Consider the following 17,818-nt stretch of genomic DNA (forward strand, 5'->3'; position numbering starts at 1 on the left):
TTATCCGCAGTCGTTTGGGGATCAGACTGCATCAATCAATTGCGGCAAAATCTCAAACAAATCGCCGACCAGTCCATAGTCAGCAATGTCGAAAATTGGCGCTTCAGGATCACTGTTGATGGCCACAATGACTTTTGAATCTTTCATCCCGGCCAGATGCTGAATAGCGCCAGAGATCCCAACTGCAATATACAGATCCGGCGCAACAATTTTACCGGTTTGTCCAACCTGAAGATCATTCGATACAAAACCGGCATCCACCGCCGCACGGGAGGCACCGATCGCCGCGCCCAGCTTATCCGCCAGTTTCTCGATCAACGCAAAATTCTCTTTATTCCCCAAGCCGCGGCCTCCCGACACCACAATACGGGCTGCGGACAATTCCGGACGTGCACTGTTGGCAGACTCACGGCCGGCAAAACGGGACACATCATTGGCAATTTCAATATCCAGACTGGCGATTTCCGCCATGCCTTCAGATCGTTCAGAAGCCGTATCAAATGCGGAACCACGCACCGTAAGTATCTTGACGGCGTCGTTAGATTTCACTCGAGCCAGCGCATTACCGGCATAAATCGGGCGCACAACGGTATCATCAGATTCAATGGCAATAACATCTGACAACATGCCGACATCCAGCAACGCTGCGACACGTGGCAACAGATTTTTACCGAAAGTCGTAGAAGCTGCCACGATGTGGGTGTATTTCCCGCCAATTTCAGCCACCAGCGCCGACAGGTTTTCAGCCAACTGATGTTCATAAACGGTGCTGTCCGCCACTAGCACACGCTGCACCCCCGCAATACGGGAAGCTTGCTCTGCCACTTTCTGACAATGGACACCGGCAACCAGCACATCAATACCACCAGAAAGACTGCCTGCAGCCCCCATCGCTTTCAGTGTGTCATGCCCCAGGACTTGATTATCATGCTCTGCAATTAATAACACTGCCATTAGATCACCTTCGCGCTGTTTTTCAGTTTATCGACCAGTTCTGTTACTGATTGGACTTTCTCGCCCCCCGAACGCTGAGGCGGCGCAAAGACATCCAACACTTCATGGTGCTGTGTAACAGCCACACCCAACTCATCCGGTTTCACGACTTCAAGCGGCTTCTTCTTCGCTTTCATGATATTAGGCAGAGAGGCGTAGCGAGGTTCATTAAGACGTAAGTCAGTGCTGATAATGGCAGGCAGAGACAGATTGAGCGTTTCAAGACCACCATCCACCTCTCGGGTAACCGTGACAGCGTCACCGTCAACAACAACTTTTGAAGCGAATGTCCCCTGCGGGTAATGGGTCAGCGCCGATAGCATTTGCGCGACCTGATTGTTATCAGTATCAATGGATTGTTTACCTAGCAATACAAGCTGTGGTTGCTCTTTTGCGATAACGGCATTGAGTAATTTCGCCACGCATAGCGGTTCCAGATTGGCCGTTGCTTCAATATGGACTGCTCTGTCAGCCCCGAGCGCCAATGCAGTCCGAAGCTGCTCCTGACATACTGCCTCACCGGCAGATACCACTACCACCTCGCTCACATGGCCTGCCTCACGAAGTCTGATCGCTTCCTCAACGGCAATTTCACAGAAAGGATTCATCGCCATTTTGACATTCGCAGTTTCAACCCCTGATCCATCAGATTTCAGCCTTACCTTTACGTAAGGGTCAATCACGCGTTTTATCGCAACAAGTACTTTCACACGTTCTTCCTTTTTCAAAGTGGTAAAACGATACGGAGCTTCTTCTACAACTACTTACACAAGAAAACGGGTTGCCTGTTGTCGGCTATCTATTTCGCTGACCCGACTCCGCTGTCACCAGAGTTACACCAAAAAGTTATTACTCTTTGAGACTAGCTTAGTTTACGTTTACGTCAACTGGACTATATTTTATTCATACCACTAAGACTCAAATACACCGGATACGCAAAGGATGTCGTTTATGAGTTCAGAGAATACTCGTGAAAAAATGGAATTTGATGTTGTCATCGTTGGTGCAGGCCCGGCAGGACTGGCCGCAGCCTGTCGGCTGATGCAACTGGCGAATGAGAATGAGCAGGATCTTTCCGTCTGTGTCGTAGAGAAAGGGGCAGAGGTCGGCGCCCATATATTGTCCGGTGCCGTCTTTGAGCACAAAGCGCTAGACGAACTGTTTCCGGATTGGGAACGAATGGATGCCCCCTTACATACCGCAGTAACAGACGATAAACTCTGTTATCTAACCAATAAATTCAACCATTTAACAATGGACGAATCATTCATGCCGGATAGCATGAAGAATATTGGCAATTTTGTGATCAGCCTTGGTAATTTCTGTCGCTGGCTGGGACAGCAGGCCGAGCAACTGGGCGTGGAGATTTATCCCGGCTTTCCCGCTAGTGAAATCTTATACAACGAGCAAGGCATGGTTTGTGGTGTGGCCACTCAGGACATGGGACGTGACAAAAACGGTGAGCCCAAAGCCACGTTTGAGCCAGGCATCGAGCTGCACGCCAAATACACGCTGTTCGCTGAGGGCGCGCGAGGTCATCTGGGAAAAGAGCTGATAAAGCAATTTCATCTTGATCACGGGAAACAGCCACAGCACTACGCTTTGGGGATTAAAGAGTTATGGGAAATCCCTGCCGAAAATCATCAGCCTGGGCTAGTCATTCATGGCGTCGGCTGGCCACTCAGTGAAAGTCATTCCCATGGCGGTAGCTTTCTGTATCACATGGAAAACAATCAGGTTGTCGTCGGTCTGATTACAGATTTGAATTATAAAAACCCCTACCTCAGCCCATACGATGAGTTTCAGCGAATGAAACATCATCCGGTATTCAGCCGGTATCTTGTGGGCGGAAACCGGATCGCTTACGGTGCCCGTGCAATTGCCAAAGGCGGCCTTTCATCGCTACCTCGTCAGCAATTCCCCGGCGGTGTGTTACTGGGCTGTGATGCCGGAACGCTGAACATGGCCAAGATAAAAGGCAGCCACACCGCCATGAAATCCGGCATGCTGGCCGCCGAGGCGGTATTTGAAGAACTGAAACAAGGGTTGTCCCACACAACACCAGGCTATGATCGCCTGTTTCTGGATTCCTGGCTTTACCAGGAGCTGCATGAATCACGCAACTTTGGCGCTGAAGTCCACAAGTTTGGTACGCTGGTTGGCGGCGCACTGGCAACTATCGAACAAAAGTGGCTGAAAAAACTGTTCAAATGGACCCTGAAAGATAAAAGAGCCGATCATGAATGCCTGGAACCTCTGGCTAAACACACCCCGATCCCCTATCCGAAACCCGACGGCATTCTGAGTTTTGACAAGCCCTCTTCCGTGTATTTGTCAGGCACACAGCACGAGGAAAATCAGCCATGTCACCTCAAGCTGGCTGACAGTGACATTCCGATCAAAGTTCATCTGGAAACGTTTGGTGAACCCAGCCAGCGATACTGTCCGGCAGGTGTTTACGAGGTTATTGAATTAGAAGGAAAACCGGCATTCCAGATTAATGCTGCAAACTGTGTGCACTGCAAAACTTGTGACATTAAAGATCCGTCGCAAAACATCACCTGGACCACACCAGAAGGCGGAGGCGGCCCGAGTTACCCGAACATGTAAACAGGCCTGTAAAACTGCATATACAGGTGCTGTTTACCTCTTGGATTTACACCAACTCGCTCCGTAATAAAAGACAAAGGCCGGATTCAAATCCGGCCTCATAGTGTTTACACCATAAAAGTGTTTACATCATAAAAGTATTTACGCCATAAATAAGTTGCTTGCTCAATCTCACCGAAATTGAGCTATCCCCTTTATTTCGACCAACGGGTCTGACGCCAACTGGCTTGCTGCTCAGGCGTTAGAAACGTCCATGCCACCACACGAGTCACTTTTTGTCCCTGAGACATGTCGATGGTTTTCACTTCAACGGCCCCGACTTTTTTCAACTGCTGATAAATGCTCGGTAAATTGTCTTTTTTCGAAACCAGCGTGGTAAACCAAAAGCATTGAGATGCAACATCTACGCTCTGAGTGATCATTCTACGAATGAATGCTGCTTCTCCCCCCGGACACCACAACTCTGCCTTCTGTCCCCCAAAGTTCAGCACAGGTTGCTGACCGGACGCAGACTGCATCGCAGCTGCTTTAGGTGGCGTCCCTTTTTTACGGGCATTTGCTGACAAGTTTTTAACTTTTCGCGCACTGCCTGCCGTCGCTTCTTCCTGTGACGCATGGAACGGCGGGTTACACATAGTGAAATCAAACCCGTCTTTCTCATTGATCATACCGGTAAAGATATTATCCGGGTTCTTTTGCAGACGACACTGAATGCCCCCCGCCAGAGAACGGTTAGATTCCACGATGAAACGAGCCGATTTCACTGAAAGTGGGTCAATGTCAGCGGCCACGAAATGCCAGCCGTAAACGCGATGCCCGACCATGGGATAGACACAGTTCGCACCGGTTCCAATATCCAAACCACGAACCTGTTTGCCTTTCGGGATTGTTCCATCGTTATATGCAGCCAGCAAATCTGCAATGTAGTGGAGATAATCGGCTCGTCCCGGAATGGGTGGACACAGATACCCCTGAGGGATATCCCAATGCTCGACTTGATAAAAGTGCTTCAACAGTGCTTTATTCAGCACCTTTACGGCTTCCGGATGAGAAAAATCAATCGAGAGATCACCAAACGGATTTTCCGATACGAAGGGAGTAAGTGCCGGACAGGCTTGCATCAGCGCCGGAAAATCATAGCGCTCACGATGTGGGTTTCGAGGATGAAGACCTTTTTTGACAGCCTTACCTTTTTCCCCTGCGTGGCCATTTTTCCCTTTACTCCCTTTGCTTTCCGGCGACGAACCTGAGGCAGTCTTGGCGAACTTACGATGACCAGACAGTGGTTTACCCTGACTTTTTGAAGCCGGTTTTACACTGTTTTTGCGTCGCTCTGCCGTTTTGCCGAGTTGCGTGTCGCCCGACTTTACCGCTGAAGTTTTAGGTTTGCTAACCGAAGAGTGACGTGATGCTCGACGTTTCGACGATGAGCCGACGTCATCGTATGTATGGCGTTCATCGCGTTCATCGCGAGTATTGTTACGGCTATTTGCCGATCGAGATCCCGACCCATTGTGACGTGGTAACTTATCCACAGGTGATTCTGAATCAGTCGATGAAGATGGTTTGCCCTGATGCGCCTTGGGGCGACGTGGTTGTTTAAACGTTTTGCGCTGAGTTGTCTGTCCAGGCTTATCCGCCTGACTGTAGAAATTTTTCGTCATATTACTATCAATATTCGGGCTAAATGCCGGTAACTGTCCCAAGGCAAAGGACATTGTCCACTATCATCAGGCCGTTCTTAAAAGAGCGCCCCGAAAAACCAGTTATTCTACCTTAAATCAGCCACCAGTATTCATGCTCGTGCAAATTAGTCGTTTTTATTTCATGATTTCTGAACAGTAAAAAGACATTGCGGGAAACTTGCTCATTGCATTATCGGTTTGGGCAATCAAACATCATAAAGAAAATAATCGCAAAGAACATGACACCGGTAGACCCATTTCTGACATCACGCTCAAAACAGTGACACCGTCACCTTCTGGGCATTAATCCATTTGATTGCTGCTATCTAAGATATCTGAGTCGGTCTTAGTATCCCCACCACCACTCTGGCATTCAGGTGACTTTTTCATCATCCTCGCGGCTTTGTCCAGTAAATCAATCGGCATAGGGAAAACAATAGTCGTGGTGCGATCATTGGATATTTCCGTTAACGTCTGCATATAGCGAAGCTGTACTGCATTGGGGGCCTGATTAAGCACTTCTGCAGCTTCTTTCAGCTTGGCAGATGCTTCCAACTCACCGGTCGCATGAATCACTTTGGCACGACGTGAACGCTCTGCTTCTGCCTGACGCGCTAATGCTCTGACCATACTTTCATCCAGATCCACATGTTTAATTTCCACATTGGCCACTTTAATGCCCCAATTGTCAGTATGCTGATCCAAAATTGACTGGAGATCCTTGTTCAGCTCATCACGTGCAGATAACAGCTCATCCAGCTCATGCTGCCCCAGCACAGAACGCAGTGTGGTCTGCGACAGCTGGCTGGTCGCTTCGAGGTAATTTTCAACATTGTTGATCGCCATTTTCGGCTCGACGACGCGAAAATAAACGACGGCATTCACTTTAACTGACACGTTATCGCGGGTAATCAAATCCTGTGTCGGCACATCCAGCACAATCGTACGTAAATCAACACGTACCATTTGCTGAATGATTGGAATGATGATGATAAGCCCTGGTCCCTTCACCTGATAAAAGCGCCCCAACAGAAACACGACGGCACGCTCATATTCCCGCAAGACTTTGAACATACTGATAATCAGAACCAGAATCAGCACTATAACGGTTGCAAACGAGTAAGTAATCATAGCCGTTTATTCCTTCTCAACATGTTGTTCCGGTGGCAGCCGAGTCACCTCAAGGTGCAGCCCATCAATACGTTTTACTGTCACTTTCTGACCTTTCTCTAAACGCTCATCACAGTTTGCCTGCCAGATTTCTCCGTCCACCAGCACCCTGCCGACACCGGGAAAGCCACTGACCACCACACCTTGCTCACCTATCATGCATTCCACGCCAGTTGTCACCGGTTTTCGTCGGGTTCGGAGTAACAGAGTCAGGACCACAAAGGTCATCAAGGCAGACACAACAGTCAACCCGACAATCAGTGGAACCGCAATCTGGTACCCGGGCGTTTCAGTATCCATCAGCATCACAGAGCCGAGCGCAAACGCGACAATCCCGCCCAATCCCAAAATACCGAAACTGGGGCTGAACGCTTCAGCCACCATTAAGGCGATACCGAGCAACAGAAGCCCGAGACCGGCATAGCTGACCGGCAACATTTGCAGCGAATACATCGCGAGCAACAGGCAGATCCCACCCAGAACACCGGGCAACCCGACTCCGGGGTTGTAGAATTCCAGCAACAAACCATAGATACCAATCAGCATCAGAATGTAAGCCACATTCGGATTGGTGATGACCGAGAGCAGCTCAAAGCGCCAATCCGGATGCCGCTCAACATAGGCCACATTTTCGAGTTCAAGTTTGGCGGGCAATCCGTTAACGGTAACGGTACGCCCATTGGCCTGTTTGATCAGGCTATCAAGATCAGTGGCAAGAAAGTCAATCACGTTTTGCTCCAGAGCGCTTTCAGCATCCAGGCTGGCCGCCTCCGAAACGGCTTTTTCCGCCCACTCTTCGTTTCTGCCGTGCAATTTTGCCAAACCACGAATATAGGCTCTGGCATCATTGATCACTTTCTTCTCCATTGCGGTTTTAGCTGAAACCTTGTTGTCTTCCTGGGGTTCAGCCGCCGATTCATCTTTTCCGTCTTCCGGCTTTTTATCTTCTTTTTTCGGCGAGAATGGATTGTTATCAGAATCGTCACCGCCACCGGGGCCAGTCAGTGACACCGGGGTCGCCGCCCCAAGGTTAGTTCCGGGTGCCATCGCGGCAATATGGCTTGCTAACAGAATATATGTACCGGCACTGGCCGCACGGGCCCCTGCCGGGCCAACCCAGGTGGCAATAGGAACCGGAGAAGTGGTAATGGCGCGGATAATGTCGCGCATTGAGGTGTCCAGCCCGCCGGGAGTATCCATCTTCAGAATGATGAAGGCGGCCTGCTCTTCTCGGGCATGCTCAATTTCCCGGGTGACATAATCACTGGTCGCAGGCCCTATACCGCCTGAGATCTCGATGATCCAGACATTTTGTGCCGTTGCTGCATGGCTCATCAGCCAAAGACACAACGCGGCGCAGAAAGCGATGACTCTCATACACCCTCCCAAACCGGATTCGTACCCAGACTAGTCCCGCTTATGGAGCGAGAGAACTTAACCTCAGGCAAGTTACAGGGTACCGGTACTTATCACAGTCAGATTTCAGATAGTTACCAATTGGCTATAAGCATAGTCCATTGGTAACCAGCACTCAGTGTCAGCTGCGATACCCCGCACCAAAAAGCCGCAATTCACAAAAAGATGACGAATGAGTGAATTTTCAATGATGCTTATACTGATGGCATGTGAGGTGTACATCGCCATCAGTGAGAAGATAAGAAAGTGAAAAAATGAGAAGGGATAGAATATGAATAAGCCCCAACACTCATGGCTCAACCGACTGATCTTGAATGCACTATTGACATTATTGTGTCTGGGCAGCTCACCAGTCACTCTGGCTGCATCGAATCAAGGTGTTTTAGAGCAAGAGACTTTAGGCCAAGGAAATCTAGATCAACGAGCTTTAGAGCAACCTAGTGATTTTAGTCAGATCGTATTGAAAAAAGTGAAAGTGGGGAGCTATGACTGTCCGCCATTTGTGATCATCAATAAAGACAGGACGTTTAGCGGGCTTAGCATACTGCTATGGGAGAAGATTGCGGAAGAACTGAAAATTGACTATGAAATCACTCGTCATAACCTGCCCGATATATTAAAAAGTGTCGCCAGAGGTGAACTGAATGTAGGCGTTTCCTGCATTTCAATTACGCCTGAACGCGAAGAGCTGATCGATTTTTCGCATTCCTTTTATGAAACCCACCTCGCCATTGCGGTCAAAAAACAAGGCTACGCCGCGACCATGAAAAACTTGTTAACGAATACCAAATTGTTAATCGTTCTGGGTTTCTTGTTTGTCGCCGCCTGCATTGTCGGCGGCATCTATTATCTGCTGGAAAACAGAGTCAACGACAAGCTTTATTCAATGAATACCAAACGGGCTAAACTCATCGAAGGTTTTATCCTTGGCCTATTGTTTATTACAAAAGGCCCGTTCAATTATTTCGAGTTTAGAACCTTACCCGGGCGTGTCCTGACTGTTTTTCTGGCCATTTTCACCACATTCTTTATTGCCAGTATTACCGCCATGCTTGCCAGTACATTTACCCTCGGATTGCTGAGCAGCGATATCAATGGACCCAACGACTTGGCCAATCTGAAAGTCGGAGCCAAACAGGCATCCACCTCATCGTTTTACCTGACCAACCAAAGCATTGTTCACCGCGCTTACCCCGATATTGAAAGTATGCTGATGGCACTGAACAACAACGAGGTCAATGCCATCGTGGCTGATGCCGCCGTCTTAAAGTATCTGATTAAAAAACATAAAGAAGAAGGCAAATACGAAGAGCTGACCGTTTTACCCTATCAGTTTGAAAAGCAAAACTACGGACTGGTTATTGAAAACAACAGCCCTTACAGAGAACAACTCAACCGGGCACTGCTCAAAATTCGTAAAAGTCAGGAATGGCGACAGGCGTTGAATACCTACTTTGCTGAGCAGTAAAGCGCCCGGAGGATGTAAAAGAACCCAAGGATACCCCATATAACAGGCAAAAAAATGGCGACCAAATGGTCGCCAAAGCCAAGACAACTAGTAAACAACTAAGGAGAGTGTTAGTGATGCCACCTAATCGGGCATGAATCCTGAGAAGGTGACGGTGGAACATGGTTACATGTGGGTGCCTTAATACATGCCTGTATTGAGTACTGATTTACCCAACTGGCTTATCGCCACTTCAGAAGGCGCCCAAGTTTCGACGGATGGTAAGACCAGCAATGGTCAAAAATCGTCATTAATTCCGGGTTGCCGTATTTCGAAAAATTCACGGCATGGAATCGGTTTCGGTTATCTTTCAGTTTCTGGATTCGCTTCATCATCGCTTCAGGTTGCGAAGGGGCAATAAAGTCAGACAGTACAATCAAGTCTGCATTCTGGTATTTTTCAGACAGCATAAGCTCGATTGACTGATCCAGTACCGGCCCTAAATCTGTGCCGCCGTGGAACGAGTAAGATAAAAAGTTAAGCACTTCACTAAGCCCGTCCTGACGGGTCAGTTCATAAGTGATTTGCTGAGTCGAAAACATAATGACATAACAGTCTCGATCCTCTGCCAGTGCAATCTGCATTAGGCCATACGCCAGCGCTTTTGCGCACTGTTCCGGGAAACCGTTCATCGAGCCGGACGCATCAATGCAGACAATGAAAGGCCCTTTTTCCTGCTCAACTTGTTTGGTCTGCCGCTTGTAAGCCTTCACCCGACGAAGCTTACGTTGCGCCCCTTGCACCCGGTAATTCATCAGACGTTTATCGACCAGATGCTTATAGAAAACAACTTCCAGTTCCGGATAAGCCAGGAACATGGCTTCGTTGGGTAGCAATTTCGAAAGATCATCACTTTCGTGAATACCGACAATGTCATCAGTGACATTGTCACTTCTCTCTTCGACCATTTTCAGGTCTTCTGAACGTACCCGCTCTTTGTTCGGGTCGTCCACTTCACTTGCCATACGCCCCAGCTTTTCAGCGATTTCACGCAGCCCACTGTTCTTTTTCAGAAACGCAGCCATTGCTTTCAGGGTCGAGACATCCGTTTTAGTGAGTTTGGCTTTAGCCATATCCCACAAACGCCCCGCTTTCTTCTCGTCACCTTCACCCGTCACTTCTTCCATGTGACGCATGGTTTCAATGCGTTGATACAGATCCGCCAGCAACTGCTCTTTGTGCTGCTCAAGTTCAGCCAATTGCGCCTCTGTCAGTGCCTGAGTCAAATGCTGATACCACTGGTTACAGAAATAGCTCTGAAACATCGGGTTGTGTTTCTGATACTCACGTTCCAGCAGTGTTTTCGCTTTGAAATAGAAAGCCGAATGTCCTTCAAGCTTCTTTACTACGTCTTTAACGTGTTCAGTGAAGTACTCGGCATCCCATTTACTGGCCGTCTGATACAGCTCGATTTCCTGATGGAAACGCTCTTCCACACTGACTTTGGTGATTCGTTGATGCACCTGCCCCCGCCACTTCATGATCTGACTTTTCATGGCAGCTTTGATGCCCGGATTCGATTCCGCAGCCATGATCAGCTGAGGGCGCATCATCAATTCATTAACTGCATTATCAATGATGCCGGACTCTGTCAGCATCATCGCAAGATTTAATCCTTCGGTTACCGGCATGGGCACTCCTTACCTTACGCGAAATACTCAGACAGGTGTGTCACCCGAAACGCGCTTTTCTCAATGACCAGTTTGAGTTCATGAACCGATTCTGTCGCCTGAGACAGACTTTGTTCAATCTGTGCAGGTAGCTGCGGGTCAATAAAACTGTGCGGCAGCGCACCATGGAAACTGCTCCGGGAAATTTTCAGGCTGTGCTCGGCATCAATCGCCTTGGCAGATGCCAGCTCAGCTTTGCTCAGCCACAACTGCTGTTGCTGCGAAGAAATCCCCTTCTCACCGGCAATACCGACCATCACTGCGCGGTTGGCGATGTCTTTGATGACCAGTCGCTGCTGCGCATCTACCTCAAACTGCAGGCGGCAAAGATGGGTATTTTTGTTCACAAACCCATAGATGTCACACTGACCGGTTTTGATCTTTTTCTCAAATTCATCCCCGTCAACATATACCCAGCGGCTGTCACCGTTTTCCTGCTCAGACACTGAAGGGTTTTGTTGCAGCATCACCAGTTTGATCATGCGCGGGTTGTTATTCACGTTGTACCGGCGAGCACCGCTAAAATCGTATTTAAACCACTCTTTACGCATCATGGTTTCACGACTGAACGTGACACACAGCTCACGCGCAATCTCATTGTGGACGTCATTAATCAGATTCTGCGCTTCTGTGGCATTGGTTTGGGCCGCTTCCTGATTGAAAGCTTTCTGAGTCGCAAAGTGACGAATAACCTCACGGATCACATGACGGGATTCCGGACTGTGCCACATGCAATCTTGCAACAGCAGCAAATCAAGCGGATTAATGGCATCACGACCATTAAAGAAAGCACTGGCTTTCAATAAGCGCACTGATTTTTTCCAGCGACGATCCGAAATATACAGTTCGCTGTCAGCCGCTTCACCGGCACTCTCTTCAGAGCGCTGTTCAATCATGGATTTCAGCTGGTAAATCTTTTCAAAGATTTCATCTGACAGCTTGATATCGTCGATATGCTGCTGCCAGTCTTCGTATTCCTGATCAGTGATAGCCAGACCTGGTTCCAGTTCCTGAATCGACGGACCTTCTCCCATCAGCATGGCTTTGAAATTTTGCTTTTCCTGAATGCGGTTAACAAACACACGAACCAGCATTCGGTCATATAACGCTTCCAGACCGCTGTCCTCTTCCGGCAGCTCATTGGACGCGGTAATCAACAAACGCATGGGGACAGGAAGAATATCCTGGCCGTTCTTAAAGGTCCGCTCATTCACAACTGTCAGCAATGTATTCAGAATGGCCGGACCGGCTTTCCAGATTTCATCCAGAAACACCACTTGCGCGGTAGGCAGGTAACCGTCAATCAAGCGAACATACTTGCCATTATCTTTCAGTTCCTGAATCGACAACGGGCCAAATACTTCTTCCGGCGTTGAGAAACGCGTCATCAGATAGTCGAAAAACTTGCTGTTATCGAAAGCCTGGATCAGACGCTTTGCAATCAAGCTTTTCGCAATACCAGGAGGACCCAGCAAAAAGACACTCTCGCCGGCTAAGGCAGCAAGAAGGCAGAGTTTGATCGTTTCTTCACGCTCATAGACCCCATTAGACAGCGCCTTGATTAGCTTCTGAATCCTTTCAGAAACCAGCGCTTTATTTGGTTGAGCACTTCTTGCCATTGTCAGCATATTTCGACCTCTACATCCGACTGTCCATGTGCTTTCACACTCACTGTTAGAATAGACACAAACACCCCGATGTTACAATATTGTTAACTGAAATATTTTGTTACAAGCCTTATATATCAAAGAGATCCTCTCAGCTCCAGACCACAATCTATGATTGCATTAATGAGATTTTGATAACACATTTGTGAAAAAATTAATGAGTAAATAGTGATTAGCAACCAAAAAGCTGCTAAAGGTCTCAAAAATACGCAAAATGCACGGTATTGAAAAATGAGATTTTCTCCTCAAAAATAGCGTTTAATGGGTCAATAACCACTCAAAACAATGATTAAATGAAGCTCATTCATCCAGTTGCATTGAGATTTCGTAGGATAAGTATGTGAATGGCTTGTATCTTCCGAATGGCTTTGTAACTATACCCCGGTCCATCAAAGAGATGTTTTAAACGCATGAGTACACTCTCTCAACTGCCAACCCGCTTAACCATGTATGTCTGTGTCGGAATACTGAGTTCGGCACTGATTCTGGCAAATGCACAGCTGGAAATTGTGATTTCCATTTTGACACTGGTACTCATTATTTTGCTGCTGCGGGAAGATTTCGGCAGTGAAATGCGTCCGTGGATGATGCTGGCGCTGGGTACCTATGCGACAGGTGTGGTGTCTGATCTGCTGGATGAAATACCGGAACTGAAAAGTCACTGGTTTATTGTCTCCACTGACAATGTGTTTATGCATATTGGGACGTTTCTGATCTGTTTCTGCTTCATCAAACTGATCAATCAGAGGAAGGAACTGATTATCAAGCTGAATAAGCAAATTCAGATTGCCCGACAGCTGGAAGGCGAACTCAGCCAACTGGCCTTAGAAGATGATCTGACCGGCCTGATGAACCGACGTGCCCTGTTCCGCTGCTTCGACAGAATGGCGATTGAAAACAGACGCGGTGTTCTGGCTTATATTGATATTGATAATTTCAAGCAGGTCAATGACCGCCTTGGCCACAAGCCAGGGGATGAATTGCTGTGCACCATTTCTCGGGCACTGATACAAACTGCTCCCGCCGGCAGCAAAATTTACCGGATTGGTGGTGATGAGTTTGTGGTTTTACTCCCTGAAGATTCTAAGGACAGTCCGCAAGACTGGCTGAATCAACTTTATGACCACACTCAGGCAACACGCGTAACATTTAACATTGGATTAAGTGTTGGTTTATCGCCGTATTATCCAGGCAACCTTTCCGATCCTGACGCCATTCTGGCGAAGGCTGACAGGGCCATGTATCAGGAAAAGGAACACAAAAAATACCTTTGAAATCAAAAACAAGCCGATTATGTAATCGGCTTGTTTTTTGTCTTTTTTCGCTGACCATCAACGTTTTTCACATAATTGTCATATTTTCGTAATAGCATTGGCGGCCATATTCTTCTGGTGTAAATGTGGAGATCAGAAATGTTAACCAGAACTACCCTTTGTGCGCTCTTCGCCGCCTTAGCATTTGGCGCACAAGCCAAAGAGACTATCACCGTTACCGGCTCAACCTCTGTCAGTCATGTCATTGAAGTGCTGGCTGAAACGTATTCTTCTGAGCATACAGATACCTTGATTGCTGTTCAGGGCATCGGCTCGTCAGCCGGTATCAACGCAGTAAAGAAAAATGCGGCAGATCTGGGGATGAGTTCGCGTTACCTGCAAACAGAAGAAATCAATCCGGATATTGAAACCGTCACTATTGCCCATGACGGCATTGCGCTGGTAGTGAATAAAGACAATCCGGTGAACAATCTGACCAAAACGCAAATCGAAAAAATTTATCACGGTGAAATTACCAATTGGAAAGATGTGGGTGGTCCCGACCTGAAAATGGCGGTTGTCAGCCGTGAAAATGCCTCGGGTTCTCGTTTTTCCTTTGAAGATTTTATGGGGCTGACTCAGGAGATCGGTGGTCAAACCGTGTCTGATATCAATCCTCAGGTGCTGGTGGTTAACACCAACGGTACCGTGAAAAGCCTCGTATCACGAAACAAACATGCCATTGGTTATGTTTCACTGGGCTCTGTTGACGACTCAGTGAAAGCACTTTCATTTGAAGGTGTACCACCAACACTCGCTAATCTGGAAAACGGACAATATAAAATCTCTCGCCCGTTTCTTATGCTGTACAAACCAGCAAAAGTGAAAAAGTCAGCTAAGGCGTTTGTTGATTACCTGGTTTCAGCACCGGGACAAACAATTCTTGAACAACGTGGTTACGTGCCGGTTACTCACACGTCAGCTGTGAACTGATTTCCTTGCCGTATTGGTTCTCATACCAAACGCAGTCACTGTATAGTCACTGAAAAAACGGCACAGAGACAATAAAGGCACTCAACAGAGTGCCTTCTTTTTTGATGAAGAAGCGCTTCAGACCTCAACAGGATACTTATTGTTACTCCCCCATTCGCTCCAGGAGCCGTCATAGACTGTCAGCTTTTTCCGGCCACTCAACTCCGCTCCAAGCGCCAAAATACATGCTGTCACCCCTGAGCCACAGCTGAAAATCAGATGCTGCTCTGGCTCACAAAGCACATCAAACCGCTTCATTAATTGCTCTTTTGGCAAAAACTGCCCATTTTCAAGGAGCTGCGAAAACGGAAGACTTTTAGCATTTGGCATGTGGCCACTTCTGATCCCTGCCCGTGGTTCAGGCTGTAGCGCATAAAAACGGGCTGCGGGTCTGGCATCGAAAACCTGTGTGCTGGTATCACTCAAACGGGCATGCAAACTGTCGGCATCAATCACCCATTGAGGCTGAAATACAGCCAGGTATTCAGCGGGTTCAGCATACTCCGGTGGACAAGTCTGCAACGCATACCCAGCCTGTTCCCAGACCGGTAAACCACCGTCAAGCACCGCCACTGACTGATGCCCCATAGCGCGGAACATCCACCACACTCTTGGCGAGGAAAAAATGCCGTGAGTATCGTAAACAACCACAATGCTGTCTGGCGTAATACCCAGTTTACCGACCTCTTCAGCAAATAATGCAGGTGAAGGCAACATATGCGGTAAGTGAGAATCCGGATCAGCAATTTGTTTATCAAAATCAAAAAAACGTGCCCCCGGAATCCGTTTCTGCTGCCATTCAGCCATCGCATTTCGCTCTGTACCCGGCAGAAACCAGCTGGCGTCCAACACTACAACATCGGGGTGGTCCAAATGTTCTGCCAGCCATGATACGGGGACGACAGGAGAAGTCAAAAGAGGTGCTGACATGTCATTTTCCTTATGATAATCAATGAGAGGCGATTGCTCAGATGAGTAATAAATCTTAATCGATAATTACTTGAAATGAATAGCAGCTTTCAGTTTCACTTCACTGCTGCTTTTTAAGTGTTGTATCAGAGGATCAGAAAAGACACAAATCTAGCCCGTATAATCCGTACTTGCATTGTCTGGATGACGGACTCTTATCCTCTACAGACTGTTACCCACTATAGACTGTTATCCACTGTTAATGAGTCTGCAATCACGCATAAAAAAGCCCCCGAAACCAAGACCTCGGGGGCAGATTATTATCATTGGCACAATAGCTATGAATACCGCGCTATTGTAGACCGTTATGGTTAAGGACTATCACAAAGGCAGTGATAAACCCGTTTACGTATAACAATATTACTTCAGTGATAAGCGCAGAAGTTAGCGACGCTGACGACGTAAAAAGCCCAGCAGACCTAAACCAGCCAACACTGAAAGTGGCATGCTGCCACCACTTGAACCCGAACTTTTCGGTGTCAGTTTTGATTGCCCTTCACTGATTTTTTCAAATGGGTTCACGGCAAATTCAGGTGTCGGCTCCAGATCAAAATCAACGCCGGTCACGACTTCAATATCCGCATAATATGAGGCCAACTCAGTGTACAAGCCATTCAATTGGGCATCAGGATGACCAGAGTTTTTCAAATCGCAATAGGCTCCATTACTGGTGACACCGATAACACGCAACCCGAAATCACTGTCACCGGCACGTTCTGGGTTTTGCCAGATCAACGGGCCACCGGAGTCACCGGCACAGACATCTTTTTTCACCGCAGGATCATTGCTGTCGGCACAGACAAAGTGTGAGTCCGAGCTAAACGGATAAGAGGTATCACACTGTTCAGCCGGAATTCCGCCTAAAGTCACAACCATCAGCTCATCAGGCTGGTTGTAATCGGGTTCTGTCCGTCCCCAACCAGAGGCAATCAAGTTCGCTTCAGACCAACCGGTCGCATTCCAGGTGTTAGCAAATTGCGCATTTGCAACGGCCTGCTCGGCAGGCGTCGCGATTTTTATCGGCTTGGCGACGGATGCCATTGAACGATCAACCTGTAATACCGCCACGTCGTGATCGTAATTAATACTTGGGTCATAAGAAGGATGAACCCAACCACCAATCACAGTGAACTTATATTTTGAATCAATCTGATCAGCAGCACCTACAGAATTGGGAAGTTGTTCAGTACCAGCAACCACTGTTGTACTCATCATAGGATCAATACAGTGAGCTGCAGTCACTAATAAGCGATCACTGATCACCACTGCACCACAGCCTGATAATACCTGCGATGAGCTACCATCCTCAGAATATAAAGGCACCGTAATCATTGCGGCCTGCCAAGGAAGCAATAATCCTTCAGCCAGTTGGCTGGCAGGTTGACCATTCAAAATTTTAGCTTCTACAGACGCGGTATCAGCTTGGGCTTGAAAAGAGACTGCTGAGGCAACAGCAAGCACAATAGGTAGAAGTGTTGTTTTTATATTATCCATAATGGGTCATCTTCTTTAACAGTATTTAATTTCTGCGGTAAATAACTGGCAAAAGATATTACCAAGTAAATTACTGCTTTATTGTGAAGCCCGCATGATATTTCCGACAAAGATCAACCCGCTGATTATTAATAAAAATATGATTTACAACACTAATAGATACCGCTCAACGCTATTCCGTTTATCATCCATCCCAGATAACATTTCCCCCTTAAACAAAAGGCCAATCAGGTATTCTGATTGGCCTTTTCAGTATATTTCACAAGATAAATATCAGGGACTTGTCAGGCTATAATTCATAGCTCAGGATTTATCGCCTCCGTATTCGGCGTGTATCTCAAACCTTACCTGA

At 47.6% G+C, this 17,818-nt stretch carries 13 protein-coding genes; 4 read left to right on the forward strand and 9 right to left on the reverse strand.

Annotation, left to right across the window (positions count from 1 at the left end):
* Positions 1–21: 21 nt before the first annotated feature.
* Both FH974_RS20860 and FH974_RS20865 read right to left on the reverse strand, forming a co-directional pair.
* Entirely contained in the window at positions 22–954 is a 933-nt protein-coding gene (locus tag FH974_RS20860; protein WP_047885764.1) for an electron transfer flavoprotein subunit alpha/FixB family protein, read from the reverse strand.
* Positions 954–1,703, reverse strand: coding sequence for an electron transfer flavoprotein subunit beta/FixA family protein (locus FH974_RS20865; RefSeq protein ID WP_047885765.1), 750 nt, complete (start codon positions 1,701–1,703; stop codon positions 954–956). Before FH974_RS20865 ends, FH974_RS20860 begins: the two co-directional genes overlap by 1 nt.
* Before the next feature lie 241 nt (positions 1,704–1,944).
* Between FH974_RS20865 and FH974_RS20870 the strand changes: the two genes are divergently transcribed.
* Positions 1,945–3,603 carry an electron transfer flavoprotein-ubiquinone oxidoreductase gene (locus tag FH974_RS20870; RefSeq protein WP_107193874.1) on the forward strand — a complete coding sequence of 553 codons (1,659 nt, stop codon included), beginning with the start codon at positions 1,945–1,947 and terminating at the stop codon, positions 3,601–3,603.
* Between the two features lie 194 nt (positions 3,604–3,797).
* On the opposite strand, the gene rlmF is transcribed toward FH974_RS20870, so the two are convergent.
* The 3 genes from rlmF to FH974_RS20885 all read right to left on the reverse strand — a co-directional run bounded on the left by rlmF (position 3,798) and on the right by FH974_RS20885 (position 7,835).
* A complete protein-coding gene (rlmF, locus tag FH974_RS20875; RefSeq protein WP_242551982.1) occupies positions 3,798–4,886 on the reverse strand; it encodes a 23S rRNA (adenine(1618)-N(6))-methyltransferase RlmF in 1,089 nt (362 codons plus the stop codon).
* A 705-nt stretch (positions 4,887–5,591) separates the two neighbouring features.
* The gene (locus tag FH974_RS20880) at positions 5,592–6,419 is read right to left on the reverse strand and encodes a slipin family protein (RefSeq protein WP_047885766.1); all 828 of its coding nucleotides are present in this window, start codon (positions 6,417–6,419) and stop codon (positions 5,592–5,594) included.
* Between the two features lie 6 nt (positions 6,420–6,425).
* Positions 6,426–7,835, reverse strand: coding sequence for an NfeD family protein (locus FH974_RS20885; RefSeq protein WP_047885767.1), 1,410 nt, complete (start codon positions 7,833–7,835; stop codon positions 6,426–6,428).
* A 310-nt stretch (positions 7,836–8,145) separates the two neighbouring features.
* Here FH974_RS20885 and FH974_RS20890 point away from each other — a divergent pair, with 310 nt between their 5' ends.
* Positions 8,146–9,342 carry a transporter substrate-binding domain-containing protein gene (locus FH974_RS20890; RefSeq protein ID WP_084712590.1) on the forward strand — a complete coding sequence of 399 codons (1,197 nt, stop codon included), beginning with the start codon at positions 8,146–8,148 and terminating at the stop codon, positions 9,340–9,342.
* Positions 9,343–9,563: 221 nt separating this feature from the next.
* Here the strand turns inward: FH974_RS20890 and viaA are convergent, their stop codons facing one another.
* Together viaA and FH974_RS20900 are read right to left on the reverse strand one after the other, a co-directional pair.
* Entirely contained in the window at positions 9,564–11,012 is a 1,449-nt protein-coding gene (gene viaA / locus FH974_RS20895; protein ID WP_047885768.1) for an ATPase RavA stimulator ViaA, read from the reverse strand.
* Positions 11,013–11,026: 14 nt separating this feature from the next.
* Positions 11,027–12,679, reverse strand: a complete 1,653-nt coding sequence (locus FH974_RS20900; RefSeq protein WP_047885769.1) for an ATPase RavA domain-containing protein — start codon at positions 12,677–12,679, stop codon at positions 11,027–11,029.
* Positions 12,680–13,128: 449 nt separating this feature from the next.
* Between FH974_RS20900 and FH974_RS20905 the strand changes: the two genes are divergently transcribed.
* Together FH974_RS20905 and FH974_RS20910 are read left to right on the forward strand one after the other, a co-directional pair.
* Positions 13,129–13,992, forward strand: a complete 864-nt coding sequence (locus FH974_RS20905) for a GGDEF domain-containing protein (RefSeq protein WP_047885770.1) — start codon at positions 13,129–13,131, stop codon at positions 13,990–13,992.
* A gap of 138 nt (positions 13,993–14,130) precedes the next feature.
* Positions 14,131–14,964: a phosphate ABC transporter substrate-binding protein gene (locus tag FH974_RS20910; protein ID WP_047885771.1), complete on the forward strand. Its 834-nt coding sequence runs from the start codon at positions 14,131–14,133 to the stop codon at positions 14,962–14,964.
* A 117-nt stretch (positions 14,965–15,081) separates the two neighbouring features.
* On the opposite strand, the gene FH974_RS20915 is transcribed toward FH974_RS20910, so the two are convergent.
* Entirely contained in the window at positions 15,082–15,933 is an 852-nt protein-coding gene (locus FH974_RS20915; protein WP_047885772.1) for a sulfurtransferase, read from the reverse strand.
* A gap of 423 nt (positions 15,934–16,356) precedes the next feature.
* Positions 16,357–17,466, reverse strand: coding sequence for a S1 family peptidase (locus FH974_RS20920; RefSeq protein ID WP_047885773.1), 1,110 nt, complete (start codon positions 17,464–17,466; stop codon positions 16,357–16,359).
* Between the last annotated feature and the right edge of the window lie 352 nt (positions 17,467–17,818).

It is taken from the genome of Photobacterium ganghwense, from assembly GCF_017329545.1.
GTDB classification, from domain to species: Bacteria; Pseudomonadota; Gammaproteobacteria; order Enterobacterales; family Vibrionaceae; genus Photobacterium; species Photobacterium ganghwense.